The 3,518-nt window shown below is 60.1% G+C and carries 2 protein-coding genes and 1 pseudogene; 1 reads left to right on the top strand and 2 read right to left on the bottom strand.

Annotated features, from left to right (window positions below):
• A partial coding sequence (locus tag Bravens_RS10590) for a hypothetical protein (protein WP_209435902.1) occupies positions 1 to 228 on the top strand: 228 nt, incomplete at its 5' end.
• A gap of 1,165 nt (positions 229 to 1,393) precedes the next feature.
• Here Bravens_RS10590 and Bravens_RS01290 read toward each other — a convergent pair.
• On the bottom strand, positions 1,394 to 2,023 hold the full coding sequence (locus Bravens_RS01290; RefSeq protein ID WP_019174424.1) for a DUF6973 domain-containing protein: 630 nt from the start codon (positions 2,021 to 2,023) through the stop codon (positions 1,394 to 1,396).
• 219 nt (positions 2,024 to 2,242) lie between these two features.
• Positions 2,243 to 3,208: pseudogene (locus Bravens_RS01285) on the bottom strand (IS481 family transposase).
• Positions 3,209 to 3,518: the final 310 nt, after the last annotated feature.

Below are 3,518 nucleotides of genomic sequence, written 5' to 3'. Positions count from 1 at the left end.
TCCACTACGGCTGGGCGGCAGGACCAGGTCGAGTGGGTGGAGAAGATCGGGAGACCAGCAAAGGATCGACGCGATGGCGTGCTGCACGCCGTGACGTTCACCGCTTCGGACGATCGTCAGGCAATAGGCGCCTTTGCTTCGGAGAAGGGCCCGCAGCGGTACGGCATCGCCGAGCTGCGCGAGGTCACTCGTCGACTCATCCACGCCTCGAGTACTCTGCCAGTATGACCGTCGCCGGGACCGGGAGGAGAGGACCCTGCGTGGGGTGGCGAGGCGGATCTCGGCGAGAGGGGAGCAATCGGCTTCACCGGGGCAACCGAGCGAACCGTGCTTCCGGCACTATGGGTGCGGCCAGGACACAGCCGCACCTCGCTATCGTAAACTCAACAAGAACGGGAGTTAACGGCGCTCAGGCATGACGACCATCCGAGGCCAAAACTATGCATCCGATGCAGATTCCGTCGTTACAAACGATCGAGAACCCCCGGCTATCGCACCAGCTCAGACAGAAGACCCCGAGAGGTCGATAGTTGCTTGCAACGACGTGGTAGTTGAAAAACCGGGACTGCACTATCAGTTTCGAGACCAGGACTCTCGTCTTTGCTGTGTCGCGCCCCTCGCCATGGTCCGACGTTGCAACAACGTCGCTACCATGACCAAGAGGATGAGCGCCCCGAATATGAGAGCCGCCCAGATTGCTCCGTGGCCCAGCCCGACCATCTAAACAGCTCCACGAAATCCTCGTCCGGCGGTATTGAACGTCGCAGCGACGATCGCAGCGACAATCATGAAGCTGAGAATGAATAGCGAGAACAAGTCCGTGAGAGCGATTCGGGAGGAACGGCTAGTCTGAAATTCATCCGCCGCCACCTCTTCCGACAGTCGCATCGGGCGATGGGATTGGCAGACCTCATCCATGCGAGTGACCCTGACTAGCGTTAGCGCTACGTCGCGGGTGTCATCACGGCGACGCCATCCTTATCCGCACTGGTCCACAGCGTTCCCTGAGCGTAGACGCTTGGACCGGAGTGCGACAAAGAGCAGAACTCCAGTTCTGACCTTGAGATGGTGAGCGTGGTGACATCGTCGGCGGTACGGAACAATAGCCACTGCGATGCGTCACTGGCATTGGTGTCGATGTCAGCGGCAGCGTTCACAAATGCTTGGTCCAAATTGCGCGGAGCTTGGTCGTATGGGCATAGCACCAGGACCTCGTCCCAGTTCTTCCCGTCGACCTTGTCAGGGAGTCTAAAAGCGCTGCCTTCTTCGCTAACCTGCAGAACTCGTGACTCAAAGTCGCCGGATCCCGAACAACCGGTTAGCGCGAGCGTCGCCGTCAGCGACGCACTGAACGCTAGGATGCTCGGGATCCGTCTTAGACTAGGGGAGATCATCACTTCAGGGTAACGAGTTTGCCGCTGTTGGCGCGGCTCTTGCACTCGGTGTGGCTCTTGGAAGTGGTCTTCTTCGCCTTGCCGATGGCCCGACCTGTCTTGTTGTTCGCGAGGTCCATCTTCTTCTCTTTCGCCGGGCCGTTTCGGATGGCCTCGTGGTTGGAGGCGATCTTCATTGCCCCGCTTTCGCCGATGCTAATCGTCATACGGGCGTTCCAGTAGCAGTGCCGGTAGGCGTCGCCCTTGCCGTTGTGCAGCGTGTTTGAAGCGAAATGACTCGCAGCCGAGTTCGATGCGGTTGTGGCATCTTTGGCTGCCCGGTTGCAGGAAACCAGGTCGACGTGGATCACGCACGCTGCCTTCTCAAGGCCGGACCAGATGATGTCGGAGTATGCGAACGTCGACACGCTGGGTGTCCACTCATCGCTTTGAAGCACTTCCTCCTGCTGTTCTTCACTGAGCACTTCCAGATCCTGCAGGAACTGCTCCTGCTCAGCGGGTGTCAGCTGCTCCAAGTCTGCGAATGGAGTGTCGGACGCTTCGATCTGCTTGATCAGTTCGGTTTCTCCTTCTTGGGCGAACGCGGCCGATGGGGCTGCCAACCCTGCGGTGGCGAGAGCCACGATCATGCCAAATCCCGCGATTCGCTTCAAAGCTCGTTTCTCACTCACAACGTCCTCCAGTCGCATATGACTCTGAAGCAACCGACGGAATGCCGGCCGCTAGTGCTAAGTGTTGTCACCTTCGCCGAAGAGGTCATACCTCAAACGAGGTATTCTTGCGAGCCAATTCATGGGGCCGGGGCCATCAGCCTCCCGTGTCTCCGCCCGAAAGTCCGAAGAACCGAGCTAGTTGTAGTTCCTCGTGAGGTTGTGAACGCGATCTGACGGGGTCAGCCCTCCGATCCCGGTATGGGGTCGGTGATGATTGTAGTGATGGAGCCAGGCAGTATAGGTCGCGGCCCTGGCTTCATCACTGTCATACGTCTCGGCGTACGCCCATTCCTGCGCAAGGGTGCGGTTGAACCGTTCGACCTTGCCGTTGGTCTGCGGACGATACGGACGCGTGCGTCGGTGCTTCACCCCCTCGCCCAATGCGGCAGCGAAGGCGTGGGAACGGTAACAGGAGCCGTTGTCGGTCATCACCCCGGTCACGGTGACCCCTGCATCCGTGAAGAAAGCGCGCGCCCTGTTCCAGAACCCGGCAGCGGTCTCTTTGCGTTCATCGTCGAGGATCTCGGAATACGCCAGGCGTGAGTACCCATCGACGGCATGATGCAGATAGGCGTAGCCGCGGCCTTGCTTCTTGTTGTTCCGGTTCCCGAGTGTTCTGCCGAGCATGCGATGCCCGCCACCATCCGGGATCCGTCCGAGCTTCTTGATATCCACATGCACGAGTTCGCCCGGACGGGTCATCTCGTAACGGGCCGGCCTCGTCTTACGGACCGGGAGGCCGGTCGCCTAATCGATGTGGTCCAAGCGTGGCATTCGGTAGCGTTCGAGTACTCGGCCCACAGTCGCACGTGGAATCCCGAGGTGATAGCTGATCCGGTGCGGGCCCCAGCGCCGGTTGAAACGGAGCGAGATGATCCGGTGTTCTCGTTTCTTGGGGAGACGGCCAGGACTTGTGTGCGGGCGCGAGGAGCGGTCGGTCAGCGGTTGCCCTGACCGATACCGGACCGCCCATTTCCGGGCGGTCGCAGGCGAGACTTGGAACCGTTCAGCGGCGCGGCGGATCGGCCAGTCCTCTTCAACGATCAGGATGGCGAGACGACGGCGTCCCTCAGGGGTGAGGGGTGCGTTAGCGTGGGGCATGAAGACCTCCGGTGTGCGGATGCGAGTGTGGTAATCCACATCCTGCCGGAGGTCTTCACCTCAGTTCAGGCGTTCACAACGTCCCAAGGAACTACAGCTAGTTCTATCATTCGTCTGTCCAGTCAAGAGTCGCTACGTTCTTCGCGGCAACGGCCTCTGGGACGAGGCCGTCGGTCTCGACACGATGGACGTTACCTTGCCACCGCGTGGTCGAGGCGATCTGCAATTCTGGCGGTGTGCTCGAGCTGGGGTTCGAGGCTCTCAGTGGTTTCGCGGTGCCTAAGTCGAGCCGCTAGCGCATAGCAACACT

Source organism: Brevibacterium ravenspurgense (genome assembly GCF_001584615.1).
Taxonomy (GTDB): Bacteria; Actinomycetota; Actinomycetes; order Actinomycetales; family Brevibacteriaceae; genus Brevibacterium; species Brevibacterium ravenspurgense.
This window is presented reverse-complemented; position numbering and strand designations above follow the sequence as displayed.

Coding starts and splice junctions, on each gene's coding strand:
- Bravens_RS01290 (WP_019174424.1), bottom strand. CDS start 2,023: ATGATCGTGGCTCTCGCCACCGCAGGGTTGGCAGCCCCATCGGCCGCG.